At 72.4% G+C, this 17,935-nt stretch carries 14 protein-coding genes; 3 read left to right on the top strand and 11 right to left on the bottom strand.

The window, feature by feature from the left end; all coding sequences use genetic code 11:
- The first annotated feature begins 211 nt into the window (after window positions 1–211).
- Window positions 212–1,225, top strand: a complete 1,014-nt coding sequence (locus tag FHS13_RS13715) for a zinc-binding dehydrogenase (protein WP_184292223.1) — start codon at window positions 212–214, stop codon at window positions 1,223–1,225.
- A gap of 19 nt (window positions 1,226–1,244) precedes the next feature.
- Here FHS13_RS13715 and FHS13_RS13710 read toward each other — a convergent pair whose 3' ends face one another.
- Window positions 1,245–2,717, bottom strand: a complete 1,473-nt coding sequence (locus FHS13_RS13710) for an SDR family oxidoreductase (RefSeq protein WP_184292222.1) — start codon at window positions 2,715–2,717, stop codon at window positions 1,245–1,247.
- A 144-nt stretch (window positions 2,718–2,861) separates the two neighbouring features.
- Here FHS13_RS13710 and idi point away from each other — a divergent pair, with 144 nt between their 5' ends.
- Together idi and FHS13_RS13700 are read left to right on the top strand one after the other, a co-directional pair.
- On the top strand, window positions 2,862–3,392 hold the full coding sequence (gene idi, locus FHS13_RS13705) for an isopentenyl-diphosphate Delta-isomerase (RefSeq protein WP_184292221.1): 531 nt from the start codon (window positions 2,862–2,864) through the stop codon (window positions 3,390–3,392).
- A gap of 74 nt (window positions 3,393–3,466) precedes the next feature.
- Window positions 3,467–4,132, top strand: a complete 666-nt coding sequence (locus FHS13_RS13700) for an HAD family hydrolase (protein ID WP_184292220.1) — start codon at window positions 3,467–3,469, stop codon at window positions 4,130–4,132.
- A gap of 3 nt (window positions 4,133–4,135) precedes the next feature.
- Here the strand turns inward: FHS13_RS13700 and FHS13_RS13695 are convergent, their stop codons facing one another.
- The 10 genes from FHS13_RS13695 to FHS13_RS13650 form a co-directional block, all read right to left on the bottom strand.
- Window positions 4,136–4,438 (bottom strand): DUF6221 family protein, encoded by a 303-nt coding sequence (locus FHS13_RS13695; protein ID WP_184292218.1) that lies wholly within the window; start codon window positions 4,436–4,438, stop codon window positions 4,136–4,138.
- A gap of 98 nt (window positions 4,439–4,536) precedes the next feature.
- Window positions 4,537–5,370, bottom strand: a complete 834-nt coding sequence (locus FHS13_RS13690; protein WP_184292216.1) for a glutamate ABC transporter substrate-binding protein — start codon at window positions 5,368–5,370, stop codon at window positions 4,537–4,539.
- 23 nt (window positions 5,371–5,393) lie between these two features.
- Window positions 5,394–6,881, bottom strand: a complete 1,488-nt coding sequence (locus tag FHS13_RS13685) for a hypothetical protein (protein WP_425491174.1) — start codon at window positions 6,879–6,881, stop codon at window positions 5,394–5,396.
- 5 nt (window positions 6,882–6,886) lie between these two features.
- Window positions 6,887–7,564, bottom strand: a complete 678-nt coding sequence (locus tag FHS13_RS13680; RefSeq protein ID WP_184292214.1) for an FHA domain-containing protein — start codon at window positions 7,562–7,564, stop codon at window positions 6,887–6,889.
- A 549-nt stretch (window positions 7,565–8,113) separates the two neighbouring features.
- Window positions 8,114–9,397, bottom strand: a complete 1,284-nt coding sequence (locus FHS13_RS13675; protein ID WP_184292212.1) for a PP2C family protein-serine/threonine phosphatase — start codon at window positions 9,395–9,397, stop codon at window positions 8,114–8,116.
- Between the two features lie 17 nt (window positions 9,398–9,414).
- Window positions 9,415–11,895 carry a serine/threonine-protein kinase gene (locus FHS13_RS13670; RefSeq protein ID WP_246405293.1) on the bottom strand — a complete coding sequence of 827 codons (2,481 nt, stop codon included), beginning with the start codon at window positions 11,893–11,895 and terminating at the stop codon, window positions 9,415–9,417.
- Window positions 11,892–12,941 carry a hypothetical protein gene (locus FHS13_RS13665; protein WP_184292210.1) on the bottom strand — a complete coding sequence of 350 codons (1,050 nt, stop codon included), beginning with the start codon at window positions 12,939–12,941 and terminating at the stop codon, window positions 11,892–11,894. Before FHS13_RS13665 ends, FHS13_RS13670 begins: the two co-directional genes overlap by 4 nt.
- 336 nt (window positions 12,942–13,277) lie before the next feature.
- On the bottom strand, window positions 13,278–14,009 hold the full coding sequence (locus tag FHS13_RS13660) for an HdeD family acid-resistance protein (RefSeq protein WP_246405292.1): 732 nt from the start codon (window positions 14,007–14,009) through the stop codon (window positions 13,278–13,280).
- A gap of 222 nt (window positions 14,010–14,231) precedes the next feature.
- Window positions 14,232–15,521: a citrate synthase gene (locus FHS13_RS13655; protein ID WP_184292206.1), complete on the bottom strand. Its 1,290-nt coding sequence runs from the start codon at window positions 15,519–15,521 to the stop codon at window positions 14,232–14,234.
- A gap of 765 nt (window positions 15,522–16,286) precedes the next feature.
- Entirely contained in the window at window positions 16,287–17,912 is a 1,626-nt protein-coding gene (locus FHS13_RS13650) for a peptide chain release factor 3 (protein ID WP_184292204.1), read from the bottom strand.
- Between the last annotated feature and the right edge of the window lie 23 nt (window positions 17,913–17,935).

The following is a 17,935-nucleotide window of genomic DNA, read 5'->3' as shown; positions in this document are numbered from 1 at the left end:
CTGATTAATCCGGGCTCGCGCAGAGGCGCTCCGCCGCCCCGGGACGTTATATCTCTCGCAGGGAAGCATTTTCTTATGACACCGATACTCCGCGGAGAGAAACTTTCGGCCCTGTCCCATAACCGACGCCCGACTACCGCGGACGGACCCGGGTAGAGGGGCTGCGGAACCGCCCGGCGGCACGGGGCGGCACGAGGCGAGAGGAGCAGCCATGGCGGTGATGCGCGCGGCGCGGCTCGACGTGAGGACCAGGACCCTGGAGGTCACGGAGGTGGCCAGGCCCGTCCCCGGTCGGGGACAGGTCCTGGTGCGGGTGAAGGCGGCGGGGGTGTGCCTGTCCGACGTCCACCTGATCGACGGCACCCTCACCCCTCGCCACCTGCGGGGGGACGTGGTCACGCTGGGCCACGAGGTCGCCGGGGTGGTCGAGGAGCTCGGCCCCGACGTCGCCGGCGCGGCGGTGGGCGACCGGGTGACGCTCCAGGCGGGACAGACCGACCGCTCCGGTCGGGTCCTCACCCGGGGCGTCGACTACGACGGGGGATGGGCCGAGTACGCGCTCGCCGACGAGGCGACCCTCGTCCCCATCCCGGACAACCTGCCCTTCGACCAGGCGTCGATCATCCCCGACGCCGTCTCCACCCCGTGGGCCGCGGTGACCTCCACCGCCGCCGTGGCGCCGGCCGAGGCCGTGGCCGTGTGGGGTGTCGGCGGGCTCGGCGTCCACGCCGTCATGCTGCTGCGCCTCATCGGTGCGGCACCGGTCATCGCCGCCGACCCCGACCCGGTGGCACGCGACCGCGCCCTCGCCCACGGCGCCGACGCCGCCCTCGACTCCACGGCCGACGGCTTCCTCGAACGGATCGGCGAGCTGACCGGCGGGCGCGGTCTCGCCGCGGCCTTCGACTTCGCCGGGGTCCCGGTCGTGCGCGAGCAGGCCCTGCGGGTGCTCTCCCCGGGCGGCCGCCTGGTCCTCGTGGGACTGACCGACAAGCCGCTGGAGATCCGCGACGGCACCCGCTTCAGCTACCTGGGCCAGCGGGTCCTCGGCCACTACGGCTCCGAGCCCGAGCACGTGGTCCAGCTCGTGGACCTGGTGGGCGCCGGGCGCCTGGACCTGTCCGCCTCCATCAGCGGCACCTGTCCGCTGGAGGAGGCGCCGGCGGCGGTCGAGCGACTGGAGCGGCGGACCGGGTCCCCGGTCCGCCTCGTCCTGCGGCCCTGACCCGGGCCGGAGCGGCCGGCTACCAGGCGGCGGGGGCGTAGTCCTTGAGGAAGCATCCGTACACGTCCTCGCCGCGCTCACCGCGGACGATGGGGTCGTACACCCGCGCGGCCCCGTCCTCCAGGTCGAGGGGCGCGTGGAAGCCGGCCTCGGCGAGGCGCTCCTTGTCCGGATGGGGCCGCTCGTCGGTGATCCACCCGGTGTCCACACTGGTCATGAGGATGCCGTCGGTCTCCAGCATCTCCTGGGCGCTGGTCCTGGTCAGCATGTTGAGGGCAGCTTTCGCCATGTTCGTGTGCGGGTGCCCCGGCCCCTTGTAACCGCGTCCGAAGACGCCCTCCATCGCCGAGACGTTGACGATGTAGGTGCGCCGCGCCGAGGAGGCGGCCAGCGCCGGACGCAGCCGGTCCACCAGCAGGAACGGCGCGCTCACGTTGCACAGCTGCACCTCCAGCATCTCGACGGGGTCGATCTCCCCGACCCGCTGCGTCCAGCTGTTGACCGGCGCCAGATCGGGTACCAGCCCTCCGGCGTCGATGGCGGTGCCGGCCCGTACCCGATCCATGGACGCCGAGCCCGTGGCGAGCGCCAGGGAGGCGAGCATCTCGGGGGAAAGCGCGTGCCGGGCGTCCGTTCCCTCCTCCAGGGCGCGCGGTGCCACGCCGCCGAGCACGAGCGGCCGGGGCAGGTGTTCACCGGTGAGAGGCCGCGCCTCGGCCTCGATCAGCGGCCGGTAGGAGGCGGGTGACCGGCGGACCGTCTGCGCGGCATTGTTGACGAGGATGTCCAGCGGCCCCTGCTCGGCCACGGAGTCGGCCAGCCGCAGGACCTGGGAGGGGTCGCGCAGGTCGATGCCCACCACGCTCAGCCGGTGCAGCCACCGATCGCTGTCGGGCATCGCGGCGAAGCGGCGCACGGCGTCGTTGGGGAAGCGCGTGGTGATCGTGGTGTGCGCGCCGTCGCGCAGCAGCCGCAGGGCGATGTACATGCCGATCTTGGCCCGGCCGCCGGTGAGCAGGGCGCGGCGCCCGGTCAGATCGGTGCGAGCGTTCCGGCGCTCCCTGTTGAGCGCCGCGCACGGCGGGCACAGCTGGTGGTAGAAGGCGTCGACCTCCCGGTACTTCTCCTTGCAGACGTAGCAGGGGCGCGCCTTGGTGAGCACGCCGGCCAGGGCGCCGGCGGCGCCGCTGGTGAGGGCGCGCCCGCGGGTCTCGTCGTCGATCCGGTCGGGGGCCGCGGTCGCGGTGGCCGCGAGTACCGCGTCGTCGTGCAGCTTGGCGGCCCTCCGGCGCTCCTTGCGCCGCTGCTCCTTGACGCTCTTGAACAGCTGGGCGGTGGCGCGCTGGAGGGCGACGGAGTCCGGGTGGTCGCTGGGCAGCCCGCCGGCGCGCCCGAGCACGTCCAGGCACACGCGCAGCAGTTCGGGCTCGATCCCCGGGGTCTCCGCCGCCGGGGTTTCCTCCGCCACCTCGGCAGCCCTCGTCTCCGTCATCACCGCTCCACTGAGGTCTTTTCGTCGGTTCCGTCCGGGAACCAACAGGAACCTTATGCGCATGCGGGCACCGTCCGGTGCCCGCAGGGGCCACCATGGGGGGAGGCGGGCGCGAAGGTGCGCCGTCGACAAAGGGGGATTCAGGTGACCGAACAGGCAGCCGCCGAGCTCGTGGTGCTGCTCGACGACGAACACCGCAGGGTGGGCGTGGCCGACAAGGCGGAGGTGCACACGGAGGACACCCCGCTGCATCTGGCCTTCTCCTGCTACGTCCTGGACGCCCGGGGCCGCGTGCTGATGACGCGGCGCGCCCTCGGCAAGACCACCTGGCCGGGGGTGTGGACCAACAGCTGCTGCGGCCACCCGGCGCCGGGCGAGGAACTGGAGGACGCCGTCCGCCGGCGGGCCCGCCACGAACTGGGGGTGTCCCTCACCGGGATCCGGCCCGCCCTCCCCGACTTCCGCTACCGGGCGGTGTCGGCGGAGGGGATCGTGGAGAACGAGTTCTGCCCGGTCTTCTGGGCCCGCACGGACGACACCCCGGACCCGAACCCGGACGAGGTGGCCGAGTACGCGTGGGCGGACTGGGAGTCCCTGGCCGCGGTGGCCGGCCGTTCCCCGTGGCTGCTCAGCCCGTGGTCGGTCGAGCAGATCCCGCAGCTGGATCCGCGCTGACCGCATGCTCCGGAGGGCGCCCGCCCGGGTAGGAACCCGGGCGGGTACCCCCTTCTCCCCTTGGAGCAGAGCAGATGACACCTCGCCGGCCCGACGCCGTCGTCTTCGACGTCCTCGACACCCTCTTCCCCCTGGCCCCGCTGGAGTGGCGCTTCCGCGAGGCGGGCATCCCCCGCGTCCTCATGGCCCGCTGGTCCGACCACCTGCTGCGGGACGTGTTCGCCCTCGCCCTGACGGGCGGCACCCGTTCCTTCGAGGACGCGGTGCGCGGAGCCCTGCGCGACATCACGGGACATCAGATCGCCCCCTACGCGGAGGACTCCGTCGTCGAGGGCCTGTCGGAGCTCGATCCCCGGCCGGAGGCGGCCGCGGCCCTGCGCGCGGCGCGTGAGGGCGGGTCGCGCGTCGCCGTCCTCGGCACCACGGACGCCGGCACCGCCCGCCGGCTGCTGGAGCGGTCCGGTCTGCTGGAACAGGTCGAGGAGGTGCTGACGCCGAGCGGCTGGAAGCCGGCGCCGGGGGCCTACCTGTCGGCGGCGGCCGCCCTCGGGTCTCCCCCGGAGCGGGTCGCACTGGTCACCGCGCACGGCTGGGACGCGGCCGGGGCCTCCGGCGCAGGACTGCTCAGCGGCTGGTCGTCGCACCTGGAGGGACGGTTCCCCCTCCTGTTCGGCCAACCCGACGCCTGTGGCCGGGACCTCGCCGAGACGGTCTCCGCGCTCCTCACCCCGGAGAGGTGAGCCTCACTCCGCCCAGGAGCTGTCGTACTCGGGGTGGGCCCGGTAGACCGCCGCCAGGTACTTGACCGCGAGCCGCCAGGCCAGCAGCTCCGACCAGGGGTCTCCGCCGGGCGGCGGCGGGGAGGAGGGCGCGGGTTCCAGGGAGCGCATGCTGGCGTCGTGCGCGCGCGTGTACCCCAGGACGATCTTGCGCTTGGCGGTGACCTCGGCCAGCGCCCGGTCCCGGCCGCGCGCCCCCGCGGGTACGGCCTTCAGCGCGCGCTCGTCCTCGTCCAGGCGAGCGTTCAGGAACTCGACGATGGTCAACGGCCAACCCCTCTCCGTGTCCCGGACAGTATCCGCCACAGGGCACCAGAGGATCACACCGGTACGCATACGACCGCATCCGCCCCGGCATGCCCGGCTCAGACGCAGCCCTCGAACTGCGGGACGCTGTCGAGCACATCCAGGTCGGTCGCGCCGAACCAGGTCTCCAGCAGTTCCTCGGCCGTGCCCTCCTGGTACATCCTGCTGATCGCCTTGTTGACCGCCTCGCAGGCCTCCACGTCGCCGTGGGGAAGCCCCACACCGTACTTCTCGTCGGTGAACGGGTTGTTGACGAACCGGAACGCGGACGGGTCCTCCGCCAGGAAACCGGCCAGGATCAGGTTGTCCGTGGACACCGCGTCCACCGTCCCCTCGCGCAGCATGTCGATACAGGCGCTGTAGCTCGGTGCCTCCACCTGCTCCACGCCGATCCCCAGGCCCTCGGTGATCCGCACCGCGGAGTAGGACCCGGCGCCCTGGCAGACGGACCTCCCCTCCAGGTCGCGCACCCCCTGGACACCGGTGTCCTCCGCCCTCACCAGGACGTCCTGCTTGGCCACGTAGTAGGGTCCACCGAAGGTCACCTGGGTCTTGCGTGCGGGGGTGATCGAGTAGGTGGCCACGACCATGTCCACCTCGCCGCTGATCAGCTTCTGCTCACGTTCGGCCGAGGTGACCCCGACGAACTCCACGTTCTCCTCCGGGACGCCGAGCTGTCCGGCGATGTAGAGGGCCACGTCCACGTCGAACCCCTCGAACCCGCCGTCCCCTGTCGCGAGCCCCAGCCCCGGCTGGTCGGCCTTGACGCCCACGGCCAGCGAGGACGCGTCGACCAGCGACCGGTCCTCGCCCAGCACCGCCGAGCAGGCGGTCACTCCCAGCAGCGCGGCGGCGGCCAGGGCCGCCGTGCCGCGACGGTGTCGAAACGCCATCACCTGTTCCTCGTCTCTCCGGGTCAGCGGTACTCGGTCAGTCGGGGGCGCACCCCGAACAGGATCAGGAGCAGCAGGGCGGCCGCTCCCGCCGGCAGCAGCCACAGCCACGGGGCCAGCACCGCGTCGCCCCGCCCGATGCCCTGCTCGAAGGCTTCCTCGTGGAGGTCGGTCAGGTCGCCGAGCGCCTGCTCGTAGTCGCGGAAGGCGCCGTCCTCGGAGTGCGTGATCCCCATGCGGACACCGATCGCCTCCTCCGTGTCGCCCGCCCCCGCCGCCGCGCGCAGCTCCTCGTCCTGCCCCTGGAGGGCGCTGTAGGCCTCCAGGACCTCGGCCAGCTCGTCCTCGTGGCCGGGCAGCACCGCGTCCTGCGCCTTCTGGCCCAGGTAACCGAGCGTGCCGGGGTCGTCCTCGCCCGCCCCGCCCCGGCCGGGCAGCTCGGGGTAGGAGACCGCGACCTCCTCGACCGCGTCGTAGTAGTCCTCCAGGTTGTTCACCGGGCGGAACAGCACCTGCTGGGCGCGCTCCAGGTACACCTGCTGGTAGTTGTCGGCCATCTCCGGGTCGAGCAGGTAGCGGCTCTGGTCGGCCTGCATGTCGGTGGCGATCGCCTGGGCCCGGGCCAGCGACATCGCCGCGTCCAGGCCCTCCTCCTTGGCCTCGCGCTGGTATCCGCCACTGGTGTCGAGCGCCAGGACGGCTCCCAGTGTCAGCGCCCCCGTGAGCAGGGTCGCGCCCAGCAGGGGCAGGTTGAAGCGGCGCCGGAAGCGCACCCGCAGGAAGCCCTGGAGGGCGACCAGCGCCAGCATCGCCGCCGCGCCGGCACCGCCCACCCCCAGCAGGCCGACCGCCACCGAGGCCTGCCGCTCCTCGTGGTCGGCGCGCACGATCGCCGACGAGTCCAGGCCGAGGTTGAACGCCTTGGGCAGGAGCTCCGTGTGCATCATCAGCGTCGCCCGCCGGTAGGTCTCCAGAGCCTGTCCGTCCACCTCCCCGGGCGGCGCCTCCGCCTCGTCGTTGCGCAGGCGCGCCTCGGTGGCCAGCTGCTCGTAGGCGCCCATCCCCTCCAGGACCTCTTGGACGTTGCGCTCCTCGACGGTGTCGCCCTCGGTGAGCGACGCCGCGTGCAGCAGAGCCTCGTTGGCCTGCTTCCGACTCGCCTCGTACTGTTCGAGGGCGTCGTCCCTCCCGGAGCCGAGGTCGTGGTCGGTGCCCATGAGGAGCACGTCGGACGTCTTCGCGTCCATGTCGGCCAGGGCCAGGTACAGCTCCGTGGTCGCCATCGCCTGCGGGCCCGCGTCGCGTCCCAGCACGTCGAGCCCCTCGCGGGTCTGCCCCAGGGTGAAGGACGCCGACGCGAACAGTCCGAGGACGGTCGTCACGCACAGCACGGTCAGCAGCCACACCCGGGCGGGGGTGGTGGCCGTCCACGTGCGCAGCACGTCCCATCCGGCACGGGCGGCGGACCGGCCGCGCGGTGCCGGGCGCACGGGGGGTTCGGTGGTCGTCACAGGGGTCACCCCTTCTGGAGGATGATGACGGTCCACGCACCGGCGTAGACCCGGTCGCCGTCGCGGAGGGGGAACTCCACACCGGGGGCGACGGGGTCGGCGGTTCCGTTGACCGTGGTTCCGTTGGTCGACCCCGGATCGACGAGGGCCCAGGTTCCGTCGGGCCTGGCGATCAGGATCGCGTGGATGTGGGAGATCGCGGGGTCTCCTCCGGGCCCGCCCAGGTCGATCTCGGGGACGAAGCCGCGGGAGGCGCTGCGCCTGCCGATGTGCACCCGGTCGCCGCTCAGCGCGACGCGGCGCGGGAGGACCCGGGAGGGGAAGGGAAGGAGGTCGGGGTCGAGCACCCCCTGGTTGACCATGTACTGGTAGTAGGCGGGGTCGGCCGTGACGGTCACCCGCCATCCCGGTGCCGCCGGGCCCGCCCCGGGATCGCGTCTCTGGTGCGAGGCGAAGTCGTATCCGCACTCCTCGCAGAACCGGCCGGTGCGGGAGGTGCCGCACTCGGGGCAGGGCCCTCCCCTGGGCGCGCCGGGACGCGGCGGGGCGGGAGCCGCCGGGGATCGGAGGGGGGCGGGCGGGAGGTGCTGCGGGGGGCGGGGGTCGAAGGTCCGGAGCCTCAGCCCGCAGACGTCGCACACATCGTTCGCCGTGGAGGGGTGCCCGGAAGGGCAACTCGGCATGTGTCCTCCTACCCGGGTCTGGGGGAAACTCCGGGGGCCGGCGCCCCGGGGCGGGGCCGGTCCTGGGCAGTCCGGTCCGGTCCGGCGTCCGACTCCGTGTCGCCGGCCGGGTCGGGGCGGGACCCGGGCCGGACGGTTCCGGAGGCGGCGCCGTCCTCGCCGGTCCGCTCCGTGCGGGTGCTGCCGGAGGCGGGGGCCGCGTCCTCCGCCCCACCGGTGCCGAGGAGCACCGCATGTGCCGGTCCGGCACGCACTCCGTGTCCGGGAAGGCCGGGGGAGGCCTCCGCTCGGACGTGGTGGTCACGGCTTTCCGTACCCCGCGGTCCGAGCGGATAGTCCCCCGTCCGGTTGCTTCTCGCCACGGCGTGGCCGGTGGGGCCCAGAGGTACGGGAGCGTCCCGAGTGGCGCAGTGCGCCACTGGGGCCTCGGGGGTCCGCAGCCGCAGGGCCGCGGAGCGGCCGCCCCGTACCGGCCGACCCGGGACGGCGTCGGCGACCGCCCGGGGCCTCTGCCCTTCCGGCGGCGGGAGACCGGGGACGGCGGCCTCCTCAGGAACTGCCGGCACGCGCTCCTCCGTCGGGTACGGGGATGACAACGACGGTGATGTTGTCCTTGCCGCCTGCCTGGACGGCCAGGTCCACGTAGGCGCGGGCCGCCTCCAAGGGGCGCGCCCCCGCCCCCGGGACCGCGTCGGCCATCGCCTGCGCCTCGGGGTAGTAGTTCCACAGTCCGTCGCTGCACAGGACGACCGCGCCGGGTCCTGTCGGGCGCACGGTGGAGATGTGCGCGTCGATCTCCCCCGAATCGGCGCCCATCCACGCCACGAGGGCGTGCGCGTTCGCCGAACGCATGGCCTCCTCCCGTGTCATGGCCCCCATCTGCACCATGGCCTCGCTCCAGGAGTCGTCCCGGGTGAGGAGGGAGGAGGCACTGGCGGAGGGACCGCCGGCGAGCCAGTAGGCGCGGCTGTCGCCGACCCAGCCGATGGTGACGGTCCCGCCGGCGGGGTCGGCCACGGCGGACACGAAGGTGCAGGCCGGCGCCGAGCTCGGTGAGTCGGCGATGGCGGCGACGGCCTCGGCCGCGCGGGTCATGGCCATGCCGGTGGCCTCGCGGGCGTCGACCCCCCGGCTCATCTGCTCGACCAGGACCGCGGCTCCGGCCTCCGCGGTGATCCGGGAGGCGTCGTCGGAGCGCGGCGAGGAGGAGACGCCGTCGCAGACCACCGCGCACACGGTACCGGGCGCGTGGGGGGAGTCCGCGGGAACGACCCGGAGCGCCATGGCGTCCTCGTTGCGCCGGTGACGCAGGCCGCGGTCGCTGACGCCGGCCGCGGTGGCAGTGCGCAGTTCCACGTGGTCCCGGCCGGTGGGTTGGAGGAGTCCGCACTCACCGCAGTAGCCGTCGGCCACCTGTCCGGGGCACCACGCGCACGGGCCCCCGCCGGGCTGCACCGGGGTGCTGCCGGAAGGCGGCGGCCAGGCCCCGTCCGGCACGGTCGGCACGGAGTCGCGCCGCAGGGACTGGGTGGTGAACGCGTCGGGCCCCCGGCGGGGCGCCGCGGCGGACCCCGGAGGCGGCGGGGGCGCGGACCGGTCCGCGCCGTACAGGCTCACCTGGGGTGACGTCGGCGCCCCCTCGGAGGGGACCAGGCCGGGCCGCACCGCGAAGGACGCCAGGCTCTCCTGCGGGGCGGTGGGTACCGAGTCGGGATGCGGTTCGGCCCGCGCCTCGCGCACCTCCGGGGGAAGCGAGCGGCCGCAGCTCTCGCAGAAGGCGTCTCCGGGAGACACCTTGTCCGCGCACTCCGGGCAGGTCCGCACCATCGTCATCGCTGTACCTTCGATTCTCACAGCAGAGTCACGGGTCGTAGGGAGTTGGCCTTGTCGACCAGCGCGTACCGCTGCGCGACCGAGGTCGAGCGGTGCGCCAGGTCACGGTAGCGCCGCTCCAGGTTGAGGCGCACACCGGCCTCGGTGAGCGGCCCTCCCAGCAGCTGCCGCTCGTCCGCGCGGCCTCCCGCGAGCAGCCATTCCAGGGCCGATTCGAGGACCCGGGCGGCCAGGCGGTCGGTGGTCTCCCCGTCCAGCCCCAGGCGTTCCAGCCGCTGCCCCGCCTGGACGAGGTCGGTGGCGGAGCGGCCCGGATGGCGGGCGGCCAGCACGGAGACGAGCGCGGTCTGCGCGTGGACGTGCATGACGGAGAGCTCCGGCACGCTGTCCAGGACCGAGATGGCGTTGGCGCGGTCACCCTGGGCCAGCCGGATGCGCACCAGCCCGAAGGCGGCGCTGACGAACGAGTGGTCGGTGTTCCACACCGTCTGGTACTGGCGGGCCGCGATCTCGTGCTGTCCGGTCCGCTCGCAGGCCAGGGCCAGGCCCAGCTTGGGCGCCGCCTCGCCGGGCAGATGGTCGTACAGCGCGTCGAAGTGGTCGCGGGCCTCGCCGAACCTCCCCGTGCTCAGTTCGGCGACCGCCAGGTACCACATGGTGCGCCAGTCGCCGGGGAGGCGCAGGCTGAACCGGTGCAGGACGTCCATGGCCTCGCCGTGCCGGCCGAGGGAGACGAGCGACCGGGTCAGCGCCAGCAGGGTCTCCGGGGTGGGGTCGGGCATGGCGCTCAGTGCCGGGACGAGCTCCTCGGGCGGCATGGCCTCGAAGCCCCTCAGGTGCTGGGCCGCCGGGTCGGCCGGGTCGATCAGGGGCGTGGGCAGGAGCGCCGCGGCTTCGGCGGGCGGGGGCGGGGAGAGCATCCGGTCGGCGTTGCCCACGTCCGAGCCGCCGATGAACGTCTCGCCGCCGAACAGGGTGGAGGGCGCGGGGTGCGGGGTGCCCTCCGTGTCGGACAGCACCTCCCGGAGCACGCCGGTGAGCTGGTCGGCCATGTCGGCGGCGTCGTGGAAGCGGAGCTCGGGCTCGGCGTGGGTGGCGCGGCGCAGCAGGCGGTCGTAGGACTCGTGCCGCTGGAGCAGCGGCACCGTGTGGCGCGGCGGCAGGGTGTGCGGGTGTTCCCGGACGAAGCCGAAGTGGAAGCTGAGCACGGCCAGGGCCCGGCCGACCGAGTACAGGTCCGCGCTGACGCTCGGTCCGGGCCCGCGAAGTTCGGCCTCGGGGACCCGGTAGCCCGGCGTGGTGTACACGGGGCTGACGGTGTCGTCCATCCGCCGGACCCCGCCCAGGTCGATGAGCTTGATCTGCTCCTCGCTCTGGATGACGTTGTCGGGCTTGAAGTCGCAGTAGAGCAGGCCCCTGCTGTGCAGGTAACCCAGGGCCCGCAGGGCCTCCAGGCCGTAGGCGATGACCTGGTCGAGGGGCAGGACCGCGTCGGGGGCGGACAGGCGGCGCTCCGTCAGCAGCTCGCGCAGCGACTTGCCGCCCACGTACTCCATGACGATGTGCCCGCCGGGGATACCGGTGCGCGGGTCGGGGTGCTGCGAGAAGTTGATGATCTTGACGATGTTGGGGTGCTCGACCTCGGAGAGGAAGGCGCGCTCGGCGGCGGCGGCCTTGTGCGCCTCGGCGTCGCCCGCGTTGAGCAGTCCCTTGAGCACGACCCAGCGGTCGTTGACGTTGCGGTCCCGGGCCAGGTAGATCCAGCCGAGGCCGCCGTGCGCGAGGCAGCCGAGCACCTCGTACTGGCCGCCGACCATGTCCCCGGCACGCAGTTTGGGGGTGAAGGAGTACTGGGCACCGCACGTGCGGCAGAAGCCCTCGGTGCGGCCGGGGCGGCCGTCGCGACCGCGGCCGACCTTCTCGCCGCAGTTGCCGCAGAAGCGGTTCCTCTCCGCGACCACGGGGTCGGCCATGACCGCTCCGGCGGGGTCCCGGTAGGGCACCGGGGGGACCGCGACCATGCCCATGCCGAGCATGCCCCGGCCGGAGCTGCGGCTGCGCCCGGTGCCCGGCCCGTCGGTGCCGGGGCCGCCGGCGGCGGTGCCCGGTCCGGAGCGGCCGGACAGGCGGAGGTTGCCCGTGACGGGATGGGAGGGGGCCTGGTCGCCGCCGTCGCTCCGGGAGGACAGCCACTGCTCGAGAACGGCTTCCGGCGGGCGGGCGGGCGGAACGGGCCGAGGGGAGGCGGGCGAGGGCTGCGAGCCCGGGGGCGTGCCCGGGCCGGAGGAGTAGGTGGGCCGCCCCGGGGCCTGGGACCACCGGGGGCCGGCACCGGGCGCGGGGGGCCGCTGCGGTCCGGTGCCCGCCGCGTGCGACCACTGCGGTCCCGTGGGAGGGCGCGCGGGGCCGCGGGGGGTGTCGGCGGGCGCCGGGCCGCACACACCGCAGACGCCCTCCTCGATCAGCCCCCGGCACCCGGGGGTCGTGCATCTCGTCATCTCACACCACCATCGCTCTCGCCCTCTGACGCGCCCGGGTCCGTCCGGGTTCTGCCCGCGGGGGTTTCGGCCGCCCCTATCCGTCCGAGCGCGTGCCGGTAGGCGGCCGCGGCGGCGTCCGGGTCGAGGCCCTCCGCCTCACGCGCCGCGTCCGCGACGGCATGGACGGTGCGCCGGGTCTCCCCCAGCAGGACACCGAGGTCGCGCCAGCGCCGGCGTGCGCGCAGGCCGTCCATCCGGGCGACCTGCGCGCGGAGCGCGGGAACGGGGTCGGGCAGGTTCTCCGGAAGCTCTCGGACACGGGCCAGCGCCGTGTCGACGGCGTCGATGGCGGAGGAGAGCTGCTCGACGCACTCCCGGTAGGAGTCGCGCATGTGCAGGGCGTCGAGAAGCTCGCCGCGCAGGGGTTCGAGCCGTGCGCGGAGAGCGTCGAGCGGAGCGGTGTCCACCCTGCCGTCGCGGACCAGGGCGAGGGGATCCCGGCGGACGGTGTCCCCGGTGCGGGACAGCTCCGAGCGCAGCTCCTCGTGCTCGGCCTCGTCCTCGATCATGTCGGAGAAGGTGACGATCTCCTGCCAGAGGCCGTCCAGTTCCCTGAGCCGGGGGTTGAGCGTCCGCCAGGCGCGCTCCACCTCGTCGATGATGCCGGTTGCCTCGCCGGCCCCTGCGGACACGAGCGCGACCGCCTCGGCGGCGGTGACGCGCTCGGCCCCGGGGACCTCCACGTGGTGTCCGGTGAGCAGGAGGGTGAGCCTCTTCTGGGCCTCGGGGCCGTGGTCGGCCAGGTGTTCGGCGGCCCGGTCGAGCACCCGCCGGAGGACGTCGTGGACGTCCTTCAGCGCGTGGATGCGGGCGCTCGTCCGCTCCCAGCGCTCGCGGGTCGGGCCGCACAGGTCGATGCCTTCGAGCAACCGCCGGCAGACCCTGTCGTCCAGGTCCTCCAGGAGGAGCGTCAGGCGGTCGTGCTCACCGTGCATCCGGTTGAGCGCGTGCTCGATGCCCTCCCAGCTCATGGGAGGCATGCTCGCCTCCGACGCGCTCGTCATCTGCCCGCCACTCCCCCGTGATCCCCGTGCCCGCCCCCGGACGCGAACGTTCATGTCCCTTTGTCCAGACAAGAGTCTGGCGCCGGGCTCCGGCGATCACAAGGGAGGAGTGGATTTACGGCCGTGTGCGGTCACTTGGACCCTGTCTGGCAACCAAAGACCACCAAGTCGCCTCAAAGCTCCTTTTGTCATCTGGAAGACCGAATGTCGAGAACAAATCTGACATCATCGGTGACCGAAACCCCTGCTCGGAGCGGAGCGGCCGCCCTGGGACGGGGCGGCCGCTCTCGGTACCTGTTCCTGTGCTCGGGTGCCTGTCCGCGCCAGGAGCCCTGCCTACGCTCCCGGGTCCTCGGGACGGCGGTGGCGCCCTCCGGCGCGGCGAAGGACGTCCGGGTCCCCCTCGGTACCGCGCCCGGGGCGTGCCTTGGGGTCGCCCTCGTAGCCCTCGTGATAGCCCTCGGCGTACCCCGGGTCGAAGGCACTCGGCCTCTCCTCCTCCGGTGTGCCGAAGGTGTCCGGCTCCGCGATCTCCTCGGCCCGGGCCCTGCCGTCGGCGGCGCCGCGCAGGCGCAGCCCCGCCATGACGAGGGCGATACCGAAGATCACCGCGTAGGCACCGACCACGAACATGACGGCCAGGGCCCCCGCCAGCGGCCAGAACCACACCAGCAGACCGAACACCACCGAGAGGGCGCCGGCGAAGATCAGCAGCCACTCGGAGCTGATACGCGCGCGGAGGCGGGTCGCGGTGACGATCTCGGCGATCCCCGTGATGATCGCCCAGGCTCCGATGACGAACACCAGCGCGACGGCCGCGAACGCGGGCCAGACCAGGGCGACCAGGCCGAGCAGGGCCGTGAACACCGCCTGCACGATCTGCGGAGTGCGGGAACCGCGTTCCGCGTTGCGTGTCGAGTAGAACAGGACCACCGCGTCGATGATCGCGTAGACACCGAAGACGATCGCCAGGGCGACCATGGTCTTGCCCGGCCACAGCAGGGCGACCAGGCCGAAGAGGACCGCGGCGAGTCCGCGCAGGACCACCGCCCACCACTTCCGGCTCATTTCTCCCAGACCGTCCCGGGCCTGCGGACTTCGGGCCATCGTCGTCCCACCTCCCTCGGGGCGCCCCTCGGAGGGGCTACACCCCGCCCCTTCCCACAGAGCGGCACTCCAACGACAAAGAACAGGCAAAATGCGGAGAAGGCGGGACCGTGCGGGTGCGCGGGAACGGGAAAGCCCGCCCCGTCGGTGACGAGGGCGGGCGATCGTGCGGTTCCGGTGGGCTCAGCCCTGACCCGGGTAGCGCCGCTCGGCCGGGCCGACGTAGTGCTGCCGCGGACGCGCGATCCGGAAGGCCGGGTCGTGCAGCTGCTCGCGATAGTGGGCGATCCAGCCGGGCAGGCGGCCGATCGCGAACAGCACGGTGAACATGTTGGTCGGGAAGCCCATGGCCCGGTAGATCACGCCGGTGTAGAAGTCGACGTTCGGGTAGAGCTTGCGCTCGGTGAAGTAGGAGTCGGCCAGCGCGGCGGCCTCCAGCCGGAGAGCCAGAGAGAACAGCTCGTCCGGGTTCTCGTCGCGGTCGAGGATCTGGGTGGCCAGGTCCTTGATCTCGCGGCTGCGCGGGTCGAAGTTCTTGTAGACCCGGTGGCCGAAGCCCATCAGGCGCACCTCGCGGGCCTTGACCCGCTCCAGGAACTCCTCGACGGTCGATCCGGACTCGCGGATCTCGTCCAGCATCTCCAGGACGGCCTGGTTGGCACCGCCATGGGAGGGGCCGGACAGGGCGTTGATGCCCGAGGAGATGCTGGCGAAGATGTCGGCCTTGGCCGAACCCACCACGCGTACGGTGGCGGTGGAGCAGTTCAGCTCGTGGTCGGCGTGCAGGATGAGGAGCAGGTCGACGGCCTTGCCGAACAGCTCGCCGAGCTCTCCGGCGGCGGCCTTGTCCCCGAAGGTCATCCGGACGAAGTTGGTGACGTAGTCCAGGGAGTCGTCCGGGGCGATCGGCGCCTCGCCGACGGAGTTGCGGTAGATGCGCGCCGCGATCGTCGGCAGCTTGGCCAACAGCCGGATCGTGGCGAGCTCGATCTGGTTCTCGTCGGACGGGTCGACGCTGTCCTCGTAGTACGCGGCCAGCGTGTTCACGGCGCTGGCGAGCAGCGCCATCGGGTGGCCGTTGCGGGGCATCGCGTCGATGAACGCGCCCATGTCGGCCGGGATGTCGGCGTTCTCACGCAGCTTGTCGGAGAACTCCTTGAGCTGTCCGGGCTCGGGCAGCTCGCCGTAGATCACCAGGTAGGCCACCTCGAGGAAGTTGCTTCCCACGGCGAGGTCCTGGATCGGGTACCCGCGGTAGCGGAGGATCCCGGCGTCCCCGTCGATGTAGGTGATCTTGGAGCTGCACGAAGCGGTGTTGCCGAACCCCGGGTCCAGAGTCGTCATGCCGGTCGAGCCGAGAAGGGTCTTCAGCTCGATCGTGCTCTCACCCTCGGTACCGGTGTACACCGGCAGCTTCAGCACGCCGCCCTCGTAGTGGAGCTCCACAGTGCGCTGTTTGTCGTCTTCGCTCATACCCGAGGTCAACCTTTCCAGGCGGGGGATACGTGAGGTGCGTCAGACGCGGGGCGGTCCGCCTCCACGTTCTTGATTCACTCGTTATTGTTCTGTTTTGTTAAACGACAGTTAAGCAAAATCATATAAGTTTCACCGATTCACGAACAGGTGACGTGCAACACATACCCAGGCGTGAGCGGAATTACCACAGGGTGAAGATTTACAAACTTTGCCGACTGTCGTTTACATCGTGATCGCCCTGAGACGTCAGGGACGCAGGGAGGGTTCGCCTCCACGCCGTCCCGCTTGCTGTACGGTCCCCCGAGCACCCCGTCACGCCCGTCCGAATCCGCGCCCTCCCGGGCGCGTTCACAGATCTGGACATACCCGGACAGAGCGGAGTGCGATCGGTCGTTCGAACGCGCCCTGGTGGCCTCTTCTCAGGTTACCTTCGCCCTGTTCACAGGGACTTGGGCGGGGTACCCCCCGGACGGTGATCTTGGCCTCTGCCTGGGCTCCGGATTCCCCGGAGGTCACCCTCGGCACACGCACGGCCCCGGGAGTGCACCGGACCTGTGGCCTCCGCACGCGATTTCACACGCCGGGTACACACCCGTGAGCGCTGCGGGAAACATTCGGGGCGTACACGTCGCGGATACCATTCGCGCCCTGCGCACGAACCGCTCTTTGCCGGAAAAACGACAGGCGGTGGCCTTGTGCCGGGGCCGTGGACACTCTCGCCGTATCGGCGGAGCCGATGCCCGCGACCTGAAAAGCGGGGGGCTAGTCCTCCTCGACGACACCGCCGGCCAGCAGGGGCTCCATGAACAGGTCCGGGTGGTCGCGCTCGATGACCCTCAGCCGCCACTTGTTGTGCACCAGCACCAGCAGCTCTCCGTCGGAGCGGCGCCGCAGCACCTCGGCCCCCGACAGCGCGTGCAGCTTCGGCGCGGACTCGGCGTCCGTGCGCCGCGCCACCGAGTAGTCCAGCGGCGCGGCCTCGATCGGGGAGCGGAACTCCTGCTCCATGCGGTGCCTGACCACGTCGAACTGCAGCGGCCCCACCGCCGCCAGCACGGGGGCCTGCTCACCGCGCACGTCGGAGGTGAGCACCTGCACCACGCCCTCGGCGTCGAGCTGGGCGATCCCCTTCTGGAACTGCTTGTACTTGCCGGCGTCCACCGCGCGCGCCACGACGAAGTGCTCCGGGGCGAAGCTGGGGATCGGAGGGAACTCCACCTTCGGTCCGTCGAAGAGGGTGTCGCCCACCTTCAGGGCCTGCGCGTTGACCAGGGCGATCACGTCGCCCGGGTAGGCGGTGTCGATCGTGGAGCGGTCCGCGCCGAACACCGCCTGGGTGTACTTGGTCGCGAAGGGGCGCCCCGTGGCCGCGTGGGTCAGCACCATGCCCCGCTCGAAGCGGCCCGAGGAGACCCGCACGAACGCCATCCGGTCCCGATGGTTCTTGTCCATGTTGGCCTGCATCTTGAAGACCTGGCCGGAGAAGGGCTTCTCCACCGGGCGCGGCCGCTCCTGCACGTCGAGCTTGGCCGTCGGGGCCGGCGCCAGGTTGACGATCGCCTCCAGCAGCTGGCCGACGCCGAAGTTGGACAGGGCCGCGCCGAAGAGCACCGGCGAGGATTTGCCCGCCAGGAAGGACTCCTCGTCGTAGTCGGCGCCCAGCGCCTCCAGCAGCTCGATCTCCTCCTGGGCCGCGGTCCAGGCCTCACCCTCGGTCTCGGCCGCCCGGTCGGCGTCCAGGACCTCCTCCAGCGCCTTGGTGGCACCGCCGGGGGTGCGGGTCAGCTTCACGTAGTCGCCGGTGGTGCGGTCCACCAGACCGCGGAAGTCGCCCGCGATGCCCACCGGCCAGTTCAGGGGAGTGGGCCGCAGGCCGATGCGCTGCTCGATCTCGTCGAGCAGCTCCAGGGGCTCGCGTCCGGGGCGGTCCCACTTGTTGACGAACGTGATGACCGGCATCCTGCGGGCCCGGCACACGTCGAAGAGCTTGAGGGTCTGCGGCTCCAGACCCTTGGCCGAGTCCAGGAGCATGATCGCGCAGTCCACCGCCGAGAGCACGCGGTAGGTGTCCTCCGAGAAGTCCGCGTGGCCGGGGGTGTCCAGCAGGTTGAGCACCTGGCCCTCGTAGTCGATGCGCAGGGCCGCCGAGGTGATGGAGATGCCGCGGTCCTGCTCCATCGCCATCCAGTCGGAGGTCACGCCCTTGCGGTCGCCCTTGCCGTGCACGGCACCGGCCGAGGAGATCGCCGCCGCGTGCAGCGCCAGCGCCTCGGTGGTCGTCGACTTTCCGGCGTCCGGGTGGGAGATGACCGCGAAGGTCCGCCGCCGCGCGGCCTCGTTCGCGACCTCCGCCTCCTGTCGCGCCGTCGCCGCCGTGTCCACGCTCATCACCGCTGCCGTCCCGCCTCGTC

Origin of the sequence: Nocardiopsis algeriensis (assembly GCF_014203695.1) — a bacterium.
Classification (GTDB): Bacteria; Actinomycetota; Actinomycetes; order Streptosporangiales; family Streptosporangiaceae; genus Nocardiopsis; species Nocardiopsis algeriensis.
This window is presented reverse-complemented; position numbering and strand designations above follow the sequence as displayed.

Excerpts from the sequence above, each read along its gene's own strand:
- FHS13_RS13715 (WP_184292223.1), top strand. The coding sequence starts at position 212 with ATGGCGGTGATGCGCGCGGCGCGGCTCGACGTGAGGACCAGGACCCTG.
- FHS13_RS13710 (WP_184292222.1), bottom strand. The coding sequence starts at position 2,717 with ATGACGGAGACGAGGGCTGCCGAGGTGGCGGAGGAAACCCCGGCGGCG.
- FHS13_RS13700 (WP_184292220.1), top strand. The coding sequence starts at position 3,467 with ATGACACCTCGCCGGCCCGACGCCGTCGTCTTCGACGTCCTCGACACC.
- FHS13_RS13690 (WP_184292216.1), bottom strand. The coding sequence starts at position 5,370 with ATGGCGTTTCGACACCGTCGCGGCACGGCGGCCCTGGCCGCCGCCGCG.
- FHS13_RS13680 (WP_184292214.1), bottom strand. The coding sequence starts at position 7,564 with ATGCCGAGTTGCCCTTCCGGGCACCCCTCCACGGCGAACGATGTGTGC.
- FHS13_RS13675 (WP_184292212.1), bottom strand. The coding sequence starts at position 9,397 with ATGACGATGGTGCGGACCTGCCCGGAGTGCGCGGACAAGGTGTCTCCC.
- FHS13_RS13670 (WP_246405293.1), bottom strand. The coding sequence starts at position 11,895 with ATGACGAGATGCACGACCCCCGGGTGCCGGGGGCTGATCGAGGAGGGC.
- FHS13_RS13665 (WP_184292210.1), bottom strand. The coding sequence starts at position 12,941 with ATGACGAGCGCGTCGGAGGCGAGCATGCCTCCCATGAGCTGGGAGGGC.
- FHS13_RS13660 (WP_246405292.1), bottom strand. The coding sequence starts at position 14,009 with ATGAGCCGGAAGTGGTGGGCGGTGGTCCTGCGCGGACTCGCCGCGGTC.
- FHS13_RS13655 (WP_184292206.1), bottom strand. The coding sequence starts at position 15,521 with ATGAGCGAAGACGACAAACAGCGCACTGTGGAGCTCCACTACGAGGGC.
- FHS13_RS13650 (WP_184292204.1), bottom strand. The coding sequence starts at position 17,912 with ATGAGCGTGGACACGGCGGCGACGGCGCGACAGGAGGCGGAGGTCGCG.